The 13,622-nt window shown below is 71.7% G+C and carries 14 protein-coding genes; 11 read left to right on the forward strand and 3 right to left on the reverse strand.

All coding sequences use genetic code 11. The features are described from left to right. Positions 1-101: 101 nt before the first annotated feature. On the reverse strand, positions 102-1,823 hold the full coding sequence (gene leuA, locus ACZ56V_RS06450; RefSeq protein WP_467377982.1) for a 2-isopropylmalate synthase: 1,722 nt from the start codon (positions 1,821-1,823) through the stop codon (positions 102-104). Positions 1,824-2,175: 352 nt separating this feature from the next. Here leuA and ACZ56V_RS06455 point away from each other — a divergent pair, with 352 nt between their 5' ends. The 7 genes from ACZ56V_RS06455 (at position 2,176) to ACZ56V_RS06485 (ending at position 8,284) form a co-directional block, all read left to right on the forward strand. Then, the gene (locus tag ACZ56V_RS06455; RefSeq protein WP_467377984.1) at positions 2,176-3,246 is read left to right on the forward strand and encodes a M4 family metallopeptidase; all 1,071 of its coding nucleotides are present in this window, start codon (positions 2,176-2,178) and stop codon (positions 3,244-3,246) included. A gap of 21 nt (positions 3,247-3,267) precedes the next feature. Continuing rightward, the gene (locus ACZ56V_RS06460; protein WP_356359872.1) at positions 3,268-3,534 is read left to right on the forward strand and encodes a protealysin inhibitor emfourin; all 267 of its coding nucleotides are present in this window, start codon (positions 3,268-3,270) and stop codon (positions 3,532-3,534) included. Positions 3,535-3,591: 57 nt separating this feature from the next. Continuing rightward, positions 3,592-4,920: a GH1 family beta-glucosidase gene (locus ACZ56V_RS06465; protein WP_467377985.1), complete on the forward strand. Its 1,329-nt coding sequence runs from the start codon at positions 3,592-3,594 to the stop codon at positions 4,918-4,920. A gap of 105 nt (positions 4,921-5,025) precedes the next feature. Continuing rightward, the gene (locus ACZ56V_RS06470) at positions 5,026-6,105 is read left to right on the forward strand and encodes a PhoH family protein (RefSeq protein WP_398911011.1); all 1,080 of its coding nucleotides are present in this window, start codon (positions 5,026-5,028) and stop codon (positions 6,103-6,105) included. Positions 6,106-6,117: 12 nt separating this feature from the next. Continuing rightward, complete coding sequence (ybeY, locus tag ACZ56V_RS06475) at positions 6,118-6,615, forward strand: rRNA maturation RNase YbeY (RefSeq protein WP_104632961.1); 498 nt, start codon at positions 6,118-6,120, stop codon at positions 6,613-6,615. Next, a complete protein-coding gene (locus ACZ56V_RS06480) occupies positions 6,612-7,916 on the forward strand; it encodes a hemolysin family protein (RefSeq protein ID WP_398911009.1) in 1,305 nt (434 codons plus the stop codon). Before ybeY ends, ACZ56V_RS06480 begins: the two co-directional genes overlap by 4 nt. Continuing rightward, positions 7,913-8,284, forward strand: coding sequence for an MmcQ/YjbR family DNA-binding protein (locus ACZ56V_RS06485; RefSeq protein WP_467377987.1), 372 nt, complete (start codon positions 7,913-7,915; stop codon positions 8,282-8,284). Before ACZ56V_RS06480 ends, ACZ56V_RS06485 begins: the two co-directional genes overlap by 4 nt. On the opposite strand, the gene ACZ56V_RS06490 is transcribed toward ACZ56V_RS06485, so the two are convergent. Continuing rightward, positions 8,246-9,703, reverse strand: coding sequence for an MFS transporter (locus tag ACZ56V_RS06490; RefSeq protein WP_468939794.1), 1,458 nt, complete (start codon positions 9,701-9,703; stop codon positions 8,246-8,248). The genes ACZ56V_RS06485 and ACZ56V_RS06490 overlap by 39 nt on opposite strands. Positions 9,704-9,806: 103 nt before the next feature. On the opposite strand from ACZ56V_RS06490, the gene ACZ56V_RS06495 reads away from it, so the two are divergent. The 4 genes from ACZ56V_RS06495 to ACZ56V_RS06510 all read left to right on the forward strand — a co-directional run bounded on the left by ACZ56V_RS06495 (position 9,807) and on the right by ACZ56V_RS06510 (position 12,375). Then, positions 9,807-10,700: a helix-turn-helix transcriptional regulator gene (locus ACZ56V_RS06495; RefSeq protein ID WP_468939796.1), complete on the forward strand. Its 894-nt coding sequence runs from the start codon at positions 9,807-9,809 to the stop codon at positions 10,698-10,700. Between the two features lie 58 nt (positions 10,701-10,758). Further along, positions 10,759-11,112: a cytidine deaminase gene (locus ACZ56V_RS06500; RefSeq protein WP_398911003.1), complete on the forward strand. Its 354-nt coding sequence runs from the start codon at positions 10,759-10,761 to the stop codon at positions 11,110-11,112. A gap of 65 nt (positions 11,113-11,177) precedes the next feature. Then, on the forward strand, positions 11,178-12,131 hold the full coding sequence (gene era / locus ACZ56V_RS06505) for a GTPase Era (protein WP_059302590.1): 954 nt from the start codon (positions 11,178-11,180) through the stop codon (positions 12,129-12,131). A gap of 85 nt (positions 12,132-12,216) precedes the next feature. Next, positions 12,217-12,375: a hypothetical protein gene (locus ACZ56V_RS06510; RefSeq protein ID WP_398911000.1), complete on the forward strand. Its 159-nt coding sequence runs from the start codon at positions 12,217-12,219 to the stop codon at positions 12,373-12,375. Between the two features lie 9 nt (positions 12,376-12,384). On the opposite strand, the gene ACZ56V_RS06515 is transcribed toward ACZ56V_RS06510, so the two are convergent. After that, positions 12,385-13,527 carry a carbohydrate kinase family protein gene (locus ACZ56V_RS06515; protein ID WP_398911152.1) on the reverse strand — a complete coding sequence of 381 codons (1,143 nt, stop codon included), beginning with the start codon at positions 13,525-13,527 and terminating at the stop codon, positions 12,385-12,387. Positions 13,528-13,622: the final 95 nt, after the last annotated feature.

Raw genomic sequence — 13,622 nt, forward strand, 5'->3', positions numbered from 1 at the left:
CGAGACCTTTCCGTGACCATCACAGATATATGGCCGGTATATGACGGGGTCCCGCCCACCGGTTTCCGGCGGGCGGGACCTCAAACCGCTGATTCGGCTGGTCAGCGAGCCGCGCGGTTGACGGCGGAGACGATGGCCTTCAGCGAGGCGCGCGTGGTGTTCGCGTCGATTCCGATGCCCCACAGCACCTTGTCGCCGATGGCGCACTCGATGTAGGAGGCGGCCTGCGCGGAGGCGCCCTCGCTCATCGTGTGCTCCTGGTAGTCCAGCAGCCGTACGTCGATGCCCACGCCCTGCAGCGCGTGGAAGAACGCCGAGATCGGGCCGTTGCCGGTGCCGACCAGGGTGGTCTCCGTGCCGTCGACCGTGGCCTCGACGGTGAGGGTGTCGACGCCGTCGCGGTCGGTCGTGGTCTGCCCGTTGGCCACCTGGATGCGCCCCCAGGGGTTGTCCGGGTTGGGCAGGTACTCGTCCTGGAAGACGTCCCAGATCGCGGTCGGCGTGATCTCGCCGCCCTCGGCGTCGGTCTTGGCCTGGATGAGCTTCGAGAACTCGATCTGCATGCGGCGCGGCAGGTCCAGGCTGTGGTCGTTCTTCAGGACGTAGGCGATGCCGCCCTTGCCGGACTGCGAGTTGACGCGGATGACCGCCTCGTAGGACCGGCCGACGTCCTTGGGGTCGATCGGCAGGTAGGGGACCGCCCACTCGATGTCGTCGACGGTGACGCCCTTGGCGGCCGCGTCGGCCTCCATGGCGTCGAAGCCCTTCTTGATGGCGTCCTGGTGGGAGCCGGAGAAGGACGTGTAGACCAGGTCGCCCACGTACGGGTGGCGCGGGTGGACCTCCATCTGGTTGCAGTACTCCCACGTACGACGGATCTCGTCAATGTCGGAGAAGTCGATCTGCGGGTCGACGCCCTGGGAGAACAGGTTCATGCCCAGGGTGACCAGGTCGACGTTGCCGGTGCGCTCGCCCTGCCCGAACAGGCAGCCCTCGACGCGGTCCGCGCCGGCCATGACCGCCAGCTCGGCCGCCGCGACCGCCGTACCGCGGTCGTTGTGCGGGTGGACGGACAGGCAGACGTACTCGCGGCGGGACAGGTGGCGGCCCATCCACTCGAAGCGGTCGGCGTGCGTGGACGGCGTGGAACGCTCCACGGTGGCGGGCAGGTTGAGGATGATCTCGCGGCCGGGACCGGGCTGATAGGTGTCCATCACCGCCTCGCAGACCTCCAGGGCGAAGTCCAGCTCGGTGTCGGTGAAGATCTCCGGCGAGTACTGGTAGCCGAACTCCGTCTCGGGGCCCAGCAGTTTCTCGGCGTACTCCATGACCAGGCGGGTGCCGTCGACCGCGATCTGCTTGATGTCGTCCTTCGAGCCGCGGAAGACGACCCGGCGGAAGACGGGGGCGGTCGCGTTGTACAGGTGGACGGTGGCCCGCTTGGCGCCCTTCAGGGACTCCACCGTGCGCTCGATCAGGTCCTCGCGGGCCTGGGTCAGTACGGAGATGGTGACGTCGTCCGGGATGGCGTCCGGGTCCTCGATGATGGACCGTACGAAGTCGAAGTCGGTCTGGCCGGAGGCCGGGAAGCCGACCTCGATCTCCTTGTAGCCCATCTTGACCAGCAGATCGAACATGGCGCGCTTGCGGACCGGCGACATGGGGTCGATCAGTGCCTGGTTGCCGTCGCGCAGGTCGGTGGAGAGCCAGCGGGGAGCGGTGGTGATCCGCTGGTCCGGCCAGGTGCGGTCGGCGAGGTCGACCTGCTCGTAGCCGCGGTACTTGGCGGTCGGCATGGGGCTGGGCTGCTGGCGGTTGGCCATGATGGCGTGGGCTCCTCGTGATGTCCGCGGATCTCGGCGGTGTCCGCGTCGTCCGCGTGTCCGGAAGGACGGCCGACGGCACCACCAAGCTCCGCGGGGAGGGAGTCGGCCTCTACAGGCCCTCGCCGCGGCAGCTAAGGAGAAGCAGCCCGAATCGCATGATGCCCAGCACCATAGCCGAGTCACGCGGGTCACGCGGGTCCGTATCAGTATGCGGGACCGAGGGGATAACCGGGACAAAAAGTGCCGTATACCACTCCCGGCCCGGCCGTGGGGACAGCTTGGCGCCGGTTTGCACCCATCGTGGTCGCGGGTGGTGACAGTGCGGTCACACAGTGCGAAAGTGCCGGACATGACGACATACGGGGGCTTCCAGCCCGTCTTCTGCACCATCGTGCCGCCCCACGTCCTCGACCGGCTCGCCCGGAACGCGGACCCGGTGCTCGCCGGTCCGGCCCGCCGCACCCTCCAGCGCGACGCCCTCGAACGCACCCGCCGCGGCCTGACCACGGTCATCGGCGCCCCCTCCGTTGCGCCGCGCGCGGGCGCCGAGCCCGAGAAGCCGCAGCGCACGGTCTACGACGCCCGGCACGGCACCGACCTGCCGGGCCGCCAGGTGCGCGGCGAGGGCGAGGACCCCGGCCAGGACGCCACCGTGAACCGCGCCTACGCGGGCCTGGGCGCCACCTTCGAGCACTACCTCAAGGTCTACCGGCGCAACTCCATCGACGGCCAGGGCCTGCCACTGGACGCGACCGTGCACTACGACCGCGAGTACAACAACGCGTTCTGGAACGGCGAGCAGATGGTCTTCGGCGACGGGGACGGCGAGATCTTCCTCGACTTCACCATCGCCCTGGACGTGATCGGCCACGAGCTGACCCACGGCGTCACCCAGCACACCGCCAACCTGACCTACTACGGCCAGCCCGGCGCCCTCAACGAGTCGGTGTCGGACGTCTTCGGCTCCCTCATCAAGCAGTACTCGCTGGGCCAGACCGCCGCCGAGGCCGACTGGCTGATCGGCGCCGGGCTGCTCGCCCCCCGCGTCACGGGCGAGGCGCTGCGCTCCATGAAGGCACCGGGCACGGCCTACGACGACGACGTGCTCGGCAAGGACCCGCAGCCCGCGACGATGGACGGCTTCGTGCGCACCGGCCGCGACAACGGCGGCGTGCACATCAACTCCGGCATCCCCAACCACGCCTTCTACCTCCTCGCCACCGCCCTCGGCGGGCACGCCTGGGAGCGGGCCGGGCAGATCTGGTACGACGTGCTGACCGGCGGCGAGCTGGCCGAGGACGCCCTGTTCGCGGACTTCGCGACGCTGACGCTCAAGGCCGCCCGGGAGCGCTACGGCGACGCGGACGAGCTGGAGGCGGTCCGCAAGGCCTGGGAGCGGGTCGGGGTGCGGACGCCGTAGTTCCGTACTAGACACGGGTCCATGCGGATTCAGGTGAGGCGCACAGGAGGCTTCGCGGGCATCGAACGCCACGCGGAGGTCGAGACCGCGGGACGCCCCGACGCGGACGAGTGGCACGCCCTGGCCGAGCGGGCGGTCGCCGACGGCCGGAACACCCCGCCGGTCAGCGTGCCGGACGGGTTCAGCTACCAGCTCACCGTGGACGGGAGGACGGTGTACGCCGCCGATCCCCGGCTCACCGACGAGCAGCGCAGGCTGATCTCGCGGGTGCTGAAGGAGGGTGCGTAAGTCGGTTGCCGTGCACGGGCGTTGACTTCCCTTACCGGCGGTACGGATGATCCGCGCATGGCGACTGACGCGATGCCGCGCTTCCCGGACGGCTTCCTGTGGGGCGTGTCCACGTCCGCGCACCAGATCGAGGGCGCGGCCGGGCTGCGGGGGCCGTCCGTGTGGGACGCCTTCACGGCGGAACCCGGCCGGGTGAAGGACGGCTCGACGGCGGCGGTGGCCTGCGACCACTACCACCGCTACCGCGAGGACGTCGCCCTGCTCGCGGACCTCGGCGTGGACGCGTACCGCTTCTCGGTCTCCTGGCCCCGGGTGGACTCCCCCGGCGGCCTCGACTTCTACGACCGCCTGGTGGACGAGCTGTGCGCGGCGGGCGTGCGTCCGGTGCCGACGCTCTTCCACTGGGACCTGCCGGCGCGCCTGGACTGGCTGGAGCGGGACACGGCCGCCCGGTTCGCGGAGTACGTGTCGGCCGTCGCGGGCCGCCTCGGCGACCGGGTCGGCAAGTGGATCACCCTCAACGAGCCCGCCGAGCACACCCTGCTCGGCCACGCCCTGGGCGTCCACGCCCCCGGCCGCGAACTGCTGTTCGACGCCCTCCCGGCCGCCCATCACCAGCTCCTCGCCCACGGCCTGGCCGTACGGGCCCTGCGCGCGTCCGGCGCCACGGACGTCGGGATCGCCAACTCGCACGGCCCGACCTGGCCCGCCTCTGACGACCCGGCCGACCGGGAGGCGGCGGAGTTCTACGACCTCCTGCTGAACCGGATGTTCGCCGACCCGCTCCTGACCGGGCGGTACCCGGAGGGCATCGGCGACCTCATGCCCGGTTCCGCCGAAAGGGTCGGGGCCGACCTGGAGATCATCGCCGAGCCGCTGGACTGGTACGGCGTGAACTACTACGCGCCGACCCGGGTGGGCGCCCCGCAGGGTGCGGAGATCGAGTTCGGCGGGGTGACGCTCCCGGCCGAACTGCCCTTCTCGGTGCGCCGGATCGAAGGCAGACCGCAGACGGACTTCGGCTGGCCCGTGGTCCCGGAGGGGCTGACGGAGCTGCTCACCGGCTTCCGCGACCGCTACGGCGACCGCCTGCCGCCGGTCGTGATCACGGAGAACGGCTGCTCCTACGAGGGCCTCGACGACCGGGAGCGCATCGCCTACCTCGACGGGCACGTGCGCGCCCTGCACCGGGCGGTCGAGGCGGGCGTGGACGTGCGCGGTTACTTCGTGTGGTCGCTCCTGGACAACTTCGAGTGGGCCGAGGGGTACGCCCGCCGCTTCGGACTGGTCCACGTGGACTTCACGACGCTCGCGCGCACCCCCAAGGCGTCCTACGGCTGGTTCCGGGAGCTGCTCGCCGAGCAGCGGCGGACACCGGTCGGATAAACCCCTCGGTGCTGTCGGCGGGGAGTCGTACGCTGGAGTCAGCAGACACACCCGTCACGCGGCGCACGCCGCAGAGGAGGACGAGCAGGCCTAGAGCGCCGGCCCATGACTCAGACACCCTCAGGCCACGCCCCCGCGCAGGGGCAGGCGAGAGCACAGATCAGCGTCCCCGCCCAGCACCCCATGGTGACCGTACTGGGCTCCGGAGACTCCCTCCTGCGCGTGATCGAGAAGGCCTTCCCGGCGGCCGACATCCACGTCCGGGGCAATGAGATCAGCGCCGTCGGGGACACCCATGAGGTCGCCCTCGTACAGCGCGTGTTCGACGAGATGATGCTGGTGCTGCGCACCGGGCAGCCGATGACGGAGGACGCAGTGGAACGCTCGATCGCCATGCTCAGGGCGAGCGAGAACGGGGAGAGCGACGGCCAGGAGACCCCGGCCGAGGTGCTCACGCAGAACATCCTGTCCTCGCGCGGCCGCACGATCCGCCCCAAGACGCTGAACCAGAAGCGGTACGTCGACGCGATCGACCAGCACACCATCGTCTTCGGCATCGGCCCCGCGGGCACCGGCAAGACCTACCTGGCGATGGCCAAGGCGGTGCAGGCCCTGCAGTCCAAGCAGGTCAACCGCATCATCCTGACCCGCCCCGCGGTCGAGGCCGGGGAGCGGCTCGGCTTCCTGCCGGGCACGCTGTACGAGAAGATCGACCCGTATCTGCGCCCGCTGTACGACGCACTGCACGACATGCTCGACCCCGACTCGATCCCGCGGCTGATGGCGGCGGGCACGATCGAGGTCGCGCCGCTTGCGTACATGCGCGGCCGCACGCTGAACGACGCCTTCATCATCCTGGACGAGGCCCAGAACACCAGCCCCGAGCAGATGAAGATGTTCCTCACCCGGCTCGGCTTCGAGTCGAAGATCGTGATCACGGGTGACGTGACCCAGGTCGACCTGCCCGGCGGCACGAAGTCGGGTCTGCGGCAGGTGCAGGAGATCCTGGAGGGCGTCGAGGACGTCCACTTCTCCCGGCTCACGTCGCAGGACGTCGTCCGGCACAAGCTGGTGGGCCGTATCGTCGACGCCTACGAGCAGTACGACAGCAGGAACGGCACCGAGAACGGCGGCCACAACGGCGGCCGGACACCGAGACACGGTGCCAAGACCAAGGGGAAGTAGACCAGCACGACCATGTCGATCGACGTCAACAACGAGTCCGGAACCGAGGTCGACGAGCAGGCGATCCTCGACATCGCCCGCTACGCGCTCGCGCGGATGCGCATCCACCCGCTCTCCGAGCTTTCGGTGATCGTCGTGGACGCCGGCGCCATGGAGCAGCTGCACATCCAGTGGATGGACCTGCCGGGTCCCACCGACGTGATGTCCTTCCCGATGGACGAGCTGCGCCCGCCGTCCAAGGACGAGGAGGAGGCTCCGCAGGGGCTGCTCGGCGACATCGTGCTCTGCCCGGAGGTCGCCGCCCAGCAGGGCACCGACGCGCCGACGCAGCACTCCATGGACGAGGAACTCCAGCTCCTGACCGTCCACGGGGTGCTGCACCTGCTCGGGTACGACCACGAGGAGCCGGACGAGAAGGCCGAGATGTTCGGTCTGCAGGCCGCGATCGTGGACGGCTGGCGTGCGGAGCGGGGCCTGACCGGCCCGTCCCCGGCCCCGACGGTCTCATGAGCCTCCCGCTCGTCGCCGGCGCCGTCGCCCTGGTGGTGGTCGCCTGGCTGGCCGCGTGCGCGGAGGCGGGGCTCGCCCGGGTCTCCAGCTTCCGTGCCGAGGAGGCGGTCCGGTCCGGGCGCCGGGGCGGCGAGAAGCTCGCCCAGGTCGCCGCCGACCCGACGCGCTACCTCAACGTGGCGCTGCTGGTCCGCGTCGCCTGCGAGATGGCGGCCGCCGCGCTGGTCACGTACGCCTGCCTGAGGGAGTTCGACGGCACCGGCGAGGCGCTGGTCATCGCCATCGCGGTGATGGTGCTGCTCTCCTACGTCGCCGTCGGGGTGTCCCCGCGCACCATCGGGCGCCAGCACCCGCTGAACACGGCGACCGCGGCGGCGTACGTCCTGCTGCCGCTGGCCCGGATCATGGGCCCGATCCCGTCGCTGCTGATCCTCATCGGCAACGCGCTCACCCCCGGCAAGGGCTTCCGCCGGGGCCCCTTCGCCTCGGAGGCGGAGCTGCGGGCGCTGGTGGACTACGCCGAGGCGGAGTCGCTGATCGAGGCCGAGGAGCGCCGCATGGTGCACTCGGTGTTCGAGCTGGGCGACACGCTGGTGCGGGAGGTCATGGTGCCGCGCACCGACCTCGTCGTCATCGAGCGCTACAAGACCATCCGGCAGGCCCTCACCCTCGCCCTGCGCTCCGGTTTCTCCCGCATACCGGTCACCGGCGACAGCGAGGACGACATCGTGGGCATCGTGTACCTGAAGGACCTGGTCCGCAGGACGCACATCAGCCGGGACGCGGAGAGCGACCTGGTCTCCACCGCGATGCGCCCGGCGTCCTTCGTGCCGGACACCAAGAACGCCGGTGACCTGCTGCGCGAGATGCAGAAGGAGCGCAACCACGTCGCCGTCGTCATCGACGAGTACGGCGGCACGGCCGGCATCGTCACCATCGAGGACATCCTGGAGGAGATCGTCGGCGAGATCACCGACGAGTACGACCGGGAGCTGCCGCCGGTCGAGGAGCTGGGCGAGGACCGTTTCCGGGTCACCGCGCGCCTGGACATCGGCGACCTGGGCGAGCTGTACGGCCTGGACGAGTACGACGACGAGGACGTGGAGACGGTGGGCGGTCTGCTCGCCAAGGCGCTGGGCCGCGTCCCGATCGCCGGGGCGTCCTCGATCGTGGAGCTTCCGGACGGCCGGGAGCTGCGGCTGACGGCGGAGGCCGCCGCGGGCCGCCGGAACAAGATCGTGACGGTGCTGGTGGAGCCGGTCGCCGCGGCGAAGCCGGCCGAGGAGACGGTGTCGGAATGACCCCCGGTGAGCTGCGCGACCTCTGTCTGTCCTTCAACGCCGCGGTGGAGGACTTTCCCTTCAACCCGGAGACCTCGGTCTTCAAGGTGCTGGGGAAGATGTTCGCGCTGACCTCGCTGGACGGGCGCCCGCTCACCGTCAACCTCAAGTGCGACCCGGACGACGCGATCCGGCTGCGGCGCGAGCATCCGGAGCTGATCGTCCCGGGCTGGCACATGAACAAGCGGCACTGGAACACGGTGACGGTGGGCGGCGGACCCGACGGCGGACTCCCGGACCGGGTGGTCCGGGAGCTCGTCGAGGACTCGTACGACCTGGTCGTCGCCGGGCTACCGCGCGCCGACCGGCTCCGCCTCGACCGTCCCTGAGCCCGCCCGGGCCACCCGCAGCCCCACCGCGACCAGGACGGCGGCCGCCAGCACTATCGCCGCGTCCAGGATTAGCACCGTGTGGACGCCGGCGCGCAGGTCCGTGGCGGTGGTGGCCAGCACGCCGAGCAGCGGAATACCGACGGTGATGCCGACCTGCTGGGTCGAGGTGACCAGGCCGGTCGCCAGGCCCTGCTCCTCGTCGGGGACGCCGGAGGTGACGGTCAGGCCGTAGGAGATGATCGCGCCCAGGTGGCACATGCTGGCCAGCGAGACCGCGGCGGTGGCGAGGACCACGGACCAGCTTCCCTCCCCCATCGCCAGCAGCGGCAGCCCCAGCAGGCCCTGCCCGGCGAGCGCGCCGGCCAGGGTGCGGCGGGCGCCGAAGCGGCCGATGACGCGCGGGGCGAAGGAACCGGCCACCACCGAGAGCACCCCCTGCACGCCGAAGACCAGGCCGGTCTCGAAGGCGCTCAGGCGCAGGATCTCCTGGAGGTACAGGGTGAGGACGAAGATCACCGTCGACATCATCGAGAAGGTGACCAGCCCGCCCAGGTTGCCCCACGCCACCGTGCGGCGGCGCAGCATCGGCAGCGAGACCAGCGGCTGGGGGGTGCGGGACTCGACGGCCGCGAAGGCGGCCAGGAGCAGCAGGCCCGCGCCGAGGGTGACGAGGACGTCGGTGCGGCCGAAGCCGTGCTCGGCGGCCGTGGTGAGGGCGTAGATCAGGGAGAGCAGGCCGCCGGTGACGGTGACCGCGCCGGGCACGTCGAGGCGGGGCCGCTCCGGGGTCCGCGACTCGGGCAGCAGGCGCGGGGCCAGCGGCAGCACGATCAGGGCGAACAGGGCGAGCAGGCCCATCGTGGAGCGCCAGCTCAGCAGGTCGGTCAGGACGCCGCCGGCCACCATGCCGACGGTGAAGCCGAGCGAGAGCAGGGTGCCGGAGATGCCGAGAGCGCGGTCGCGGGCGGGGCCCTCCGGGAAGGTCGTGGTCAGCAGGGACATGCCGGTCGGGACGATGGCCGCCGCGCCGAGGCCCTGGAGGGCGCGTCCGGCGAGGAAGGAGGCCGGGTCCCAGGCGAAGGTGGCCAGCAGGGAGGCGGCGCCGAAGAGCGCGAGCCCGGCGAGGAAGAGCCGGCGGCGGCCGTAGAGGTCGCCCATGCGGCCGAAGAGCAGCAGGAAGCCGCCGGAGGGCAGCGCGAACGCCGTGACCGCCCACTGCAGGGCGGAGGTGCTCATGCCGAGGTCCGCGCCGAGCACGGGCAGGGCGACGTTCAGGACGGAGAAGTCGAGCGCGACCATGAACTGGGCCGCGCAGAGCACGAACAGGACCAGCCGGTCGCGGGCGGAGAGCCGTGGAGCGGACGGTTCCGCCGCCACGGGGGCCGGAGTGGAAGTCGGGGTGGTGTCGATCGCCATGGACATGAGCCTCGGGCCCCCGGAATAGTTGTGGGGAGACGCCGATTGTTCTGGTGGTGCCACCACCAGGCACCGGCGGGTTGCCTACGGGGGGAGTACGTACGTGCCGGACGTGATCACGAGGACCGGGACCGCGGGCCGGGACCGGCGCCGCAGTGAGCTGCGTGAGTTCCTGATGAGCCGCCGGGCGCGGGTGTCCCCGGCCGAGGTCGGTCTGCCGGACGGCGGGGCGCGGCGCCGGACGCCGGGGCTGCGCCGCGAGGAGGTGGCCGTGCTCGCCGGGGTGGGTGCCTCCTGGTACCAGTGGCTGGAGCAGGGCCGCGACATCTCCGTCTCCCCGCAGGTGCTGGACGCGGTCGGCCGGGTGCTGCGGCTCGGCAACGCCGAGCGGCGCCACCTGTACGTGCTGGCCGGGCTGAATCCGCCCGCCGCCGAGGTGGAGCCGGCGAAGCGGGACATGTGCGAGGGGCTGCGGCGCCTGATCGACACGTGGATGCCGTATCCGGCGCACATCATGGACCGGTACTACAACTGCGTGCTGTACAACGACGCGGCCGCGATGGTGCTGGGCATGCGGCCCGAGACGACGTGGAACTGCATCCTCGACTTCTTCACCGACCCCCTCTACCGCTCCCGCGCCCGCAACTGGGAGCACAACGCGCGCACGGTCGTCGCCCAGTTCCGCGCGACCTGCGCGGCCAACCCGGACGACGAGGGCTTCCAGCAGGTGCTGGCGGACCTGAAGGAGGCCAGTGCCGAGTTCGCCGCGCTGTGGGAGGAACGGGACATCGAGGCCGCGGGGCAGATCCGCAAGGAGCTGGACCATCCGCTGGTCGGTCTGCTGAGCCTGGAGTCGACGGCGCTCCAGGTGCCCGCGCGGCCGGATCTGACGATCGTGCTGCACACGCCGCTGGACGAGGTGAACACCGCGGCGAAGCTGGAGTGGCTGGCCTCGCCCGAGGGCCGGCGCGGGGCGATGTACCCGGTGGCGGGGTGAAGTGGCCGGTGACGGGGTGAGCGGGCGGGCGTCCGGCGGGGCTCCGTATGCTCACCCCATGACCGAGACTCCCGACCTCGACCCCGAGGACCGCAAGATCGTCACCCTGGCCCGCTCGGCCCGCGCCCGCAACGGCGTGCCCGAGGGCGCGGCCGTCCGCGACGAGACCGGCCGCACCTACGTCGCCGGTACGGTCGCCCTGGACTCCCTCAGGCTCAGCGCGCTGCGTACGGCGGTGGCGATGGCGGTGGCGTCCGGCGCGAAGTCGCTGGAGGCGGCGGCCGTGGTGACCGAGTCCGGGGCGGCGTCGGAGGAGGACCGGGCGGCGGTGCGGGATCTGGGCGGGCCCCAGACCCCGGTGCTGGTGGCCTCGCCGGACGGGACGGTGCGGGCCACGGTGAGCGCCGGCTGACGCTCGCGGGCCCGGCGGACGACCGTGGTACGGCGGGGCTCCGGGGATCAGGGACAATGGGCGCCATGAGCGTTCGTACCCAGTCATCCGAAGAACCGGCCGAGGCTGTTCACCGGGCCGGCTTCGCCTGCTTCGTGGGCCGTCCCAACGCGGGCAAGTCCACCCTCACGAACGCTCTGGTCGGGCAGAAGGTGGCGATCACCTCGAACCGCCCCCAGACCACCCGGCACACGGTGCGGGGCATCGTGCACCGCGAGGACGCCCAGCTGATCCTGGTGGACACCCCGGGGCTGCACAAGCCGCGCACGCTGCTGGGCGAGCGGCTGAACGACGTGGTGCGCACCACGTGGGCCGAGGTGGACGTGATCGGCTTCTGCCTGCCGGCGAACGAGAAGCTGGGTCCCGGCGACCGCTTCATCGCCAAGGAGCTGGCCGGGATCAGGAAGACCCCGAAGGTCGCGATCGTCACCAAGACCGACCTCGTGGACTCCAAGACGCTGGCCGAGCAGCTGATCGCGGTCGACCAGCTGGGCAAGGAGCTGGGGATCACCTGGGCGGAGATCGTCCCGGTGTCCGCCACGGCGAACCAGCAGGTGGACCTGCTCGCCGACCTCCTCACCCCGCTGCTGCCCGAGGGTCCGGCGCTCTACCCCGAGGGCGACCTGACCGACGAGCCGGAGCAGGTCATGGTCGCCGAGCTGATCCGGGAGGCGGCGCTGGAGGGCGTGCGGGACGAGCTGCCGCACTCCATCGCGGTGGTGGTCGAGGAGATGCTCCCGCGCGAGGACCGCCCCGCGGACAAGCCGCTCCTGGACATCCACGCCAACGTCTACATCGAGCGCCCCAGCCAGAAGGGCATCATCATCGGCCCCAAGGGCAAGCGCCTGAAGGACGTAGGCATCAAGTCCCGCAAACAGATCGAGGCCCTCCTCGGCACGCCGGTCTTCCTGGACTTGCACGTCAAGGTCGCCAAGGACTGGCAGCGCGACCCGAAGCAGCTGCGACGGCTCGGGTTCTGAGCGCGCCTGGCTCCTGCGGGCCCGGGTTCTGCGGGCCCGGGTTCTGCGGGCCCGGGTTCTGCGGGCCCGGGTTCTGCGGGCCCGGGTGCGTGAAGCGGCCGACCGGCCCGTCGGCGCACCCGCGCCCCGCCAGGAACGCCGCCACGCGGCGGTAGCCGCACATCGACACAGCCTGGACCTGCACGTCAAGGTCGCCAAGGACTGGCAGCGCGACCCGAAGCAGCTGCGACGGCTCGGGTTCTGAGCGCGGGCGTCAGGGGGTCGGGGGGCGGAAGCCGATGGTCGGGACGGCTCGGCGCAGGGGCCACGGTGCGGGTGTCACCAGGTCGTCCGGGACGAGGCCGGTCAGGAAGGCGTAGCGGCTGAGGGCGGCCGGGTCCTGGTCCTCCAGGGACTGGACCTCGCGCCACCAGGTGGCGATCTCGCACCAGCCCGGCGCCGACAGCGAGCCGCCGAACTCCTGGACGGAGAGGGCGGCGGTCAGCCCGGCGAAGGCCAGGCGGTCGGCGAGCGGCCAGCCGGCCAGGGTGCCGGTGACGAACCCGGCGACGAACACGTCCCCCGCGCCGGTCGGGTCCAGGGCCTCGACCTCGATGGCCGGGACCTCGGCGCTCTCCCCCGTGCGCCGGTCCACCGCGTAGGCGCCGTCCGCGCCGAGGGTGACCACGGCGAGCGGCACGTGCTCGGTCAGGGCGTGCGCGGCGGCGCGGGGGCAGGTGGCGCCGGTGTAGCGCATGGCCTCCTCCGCGTTGGGCAGGAACGCCTCGCAGTGCGCCAGGTCGGGCAGCGCGGCCAGGTCCCAGGCGCCGGTGTCGTCCCAGCCGACGTCGGCGAAGACCCGGGTGCCGCGTGCCGCGGCCTGGGCGATCCAGGGGGCGCTGACGCCGGGTGTGAGGGAGGCGACGGCCGCGCGGGCGCGGGGCGGGCAGTCGGGGGACGGTTCCTCGGGCGGCGGCTCGTGGCCGTGCGAGACCATCGTGCGCTCCCCCTCGTACGCCATGGAGACCGTCACCGGCGAGTGCCAGCCGGGCACGGTGCGCGAGGGGGTCAGGTCGATGCCCTCGCCCCGGGACAGGGCGTCCCAGCAGTAGTCGCCGTAGTGGTCGTCGCCGAACGCGGCGGCCAGCGAGGTGCGCAGGCCGAGGCGGGCCAGGGCGGTCGCCATGTTGGCGATGCCGCCCGGGCTCGACCCCATCCCCCGCGCCCAGGACTCGGTCCCGCGCACCGGGGCGGAGTCGAGCCCGGTGAAGATCACGTCGAGGAAGACGGTGCCGGTCAGGTACACGTCCCAGGGCGGGCCCTGCGGTGTGCGCAGACCGGCGAGGGGATCGACCTGGGGGTCGCGGTGCGATCCCTCGGGCGGGACGTGCCGGTGCGTTCTCTCGTCGGCCGGCATGACGGGCACGTCGGGCACGTCGGTGGACACGGTGGACGCTGTCACGGTGCGCTCCCTGGCATGATGCGGACCCCGCCAGTGTGCACCAAGCCACC

This window comes from Streptomyces sp. NPDC034099, from assembly GCF_055575415.1.

Coding starts and splice junctions, on each gene's coding strand:
- leuA (WP_467377982.1), bottom strand. CDS start 1,823: ATGGCCAACCGCCAGCAGCCCAGCCCCATGCCGACCGCCAAGTACCGC.
- ACZ56V_RS06455 (WP_467377984.1), top strand. CDS start 2,176: ATGACGACATACGGGGGCTTCCAGCCCGTCTTCTGCACCATCGTGCCG.
- ACZ56V_RS06460 (WP_356359872.1), top strand. CDS start 3,268: ATGCGGATTCAGGTGAGGCGCACAGGAGGCTTCGCGGGCATCGAACGC.
- ACZ56V_RS06465 (WP_467377985.1), top strand. CDS start 3,592: ATGGCGACTGACGCGATGCCGCGCTTCCCGGACGGCTTCCTGTGGGGC.
- ACZ56V_RS06470 (WP_398911011.1), top strand. CDS start 5,026: ATGACTCAGACACCCTCAGGCCACGCCCCCGCGCAGGGGCAGGCGAGA.
- ybeY (WP_104632961.1), top strand. CDS start 6,118: ATGTCGATCGACGTCAACAACGAGTCCGGAACCGAGGTCGACGAGCAG.
- ACZ56V_RS06480 (WP_398911009.1), top strand. CDS start 6,612: ATGAGCCTCCCGCTCGTCGCCGGCGCCGTCGCCCTGGTGGTGGTCGCC.
- ACZ56V_RS06485 (WP_467377987.1), top strand. CDS start 7,913: ATGACCCCCGGTGAGCTGCGCGACCTCTGTCTGTCCTTCAACGCCGCG.
- ACZ56V_RS06490 (WP_468939794.1), bottom strand. CDS start 9,703: ATGGCGATCGACACCACCCCGACTTCCACTCCGGCCCCCGTGGCGGCG.
- ACZ56V_RS06500 (WP_398911003.1), top strand. CDS start 10,759: ATGACCGAGACTCCCGACCTCGACCCCGAGGACCGCAAGATCGTCACC.
- era (WP_059302590.1), top strand. CDS start 11,178: ATGAGCGTTCGTACCCAGTCATCCGAAGAACCGGCCGAGGCTGTTCAC.
- ACZ56V_RS06515 (WP_398911152.1), bottom strand. CDS start 13,527: ATGCCGGCCGACGAGAGAACGCACCGGCACGTCCCGCCCGAGGGATCG.